A 235-nucleotide genomic window follows, 5' to 3' on the forward strand; every position below is an offset into this window, starting at 1 on the left:
CGTCGTTTACAACGGGCTCGGGGTGTTGAAGTCACTCGCTCCCGCCACCCGAATCCGGCGGGTGCTCATCGTCGGTCCGGGCCTTGACCTCGCGCCACGCACGGGATTCCTCGAAACCAACGCGCCACAAAGCTATCAGCCGTGGGCCGTGATCGACGCGCTCGTCTCGCTCGGCCTCGCTCGCATCGACGATCTCGCGGTTGTCGGCGCCGACATCAATCCGCGTGTCGTCGAT

Annotated in this window: 1 protein-coding gene; it reads left to right on the forward strand. The window is 65.5% G+C overall.

The window, feature by feature from the left end:
* A partial coding sequence (locus KVT28_RS26950; RefSeq protein WP_217551393.1) for a hypothetical protein occupies positions 1-235 on the forward strand: 235 nt, incomplete at both ends.

The sequence above is a fragment of the Pantoea sp. GbtcB22 genome, from assembly GCF_019091025.1.
GTDB classification, from domain to species: domain Bacteria; phylum Pseudomonadota; class Gammaproteobacteria; order Enterobacterales; family Enterobacteriaceae; genus Pantoea; species Pantoea leporis.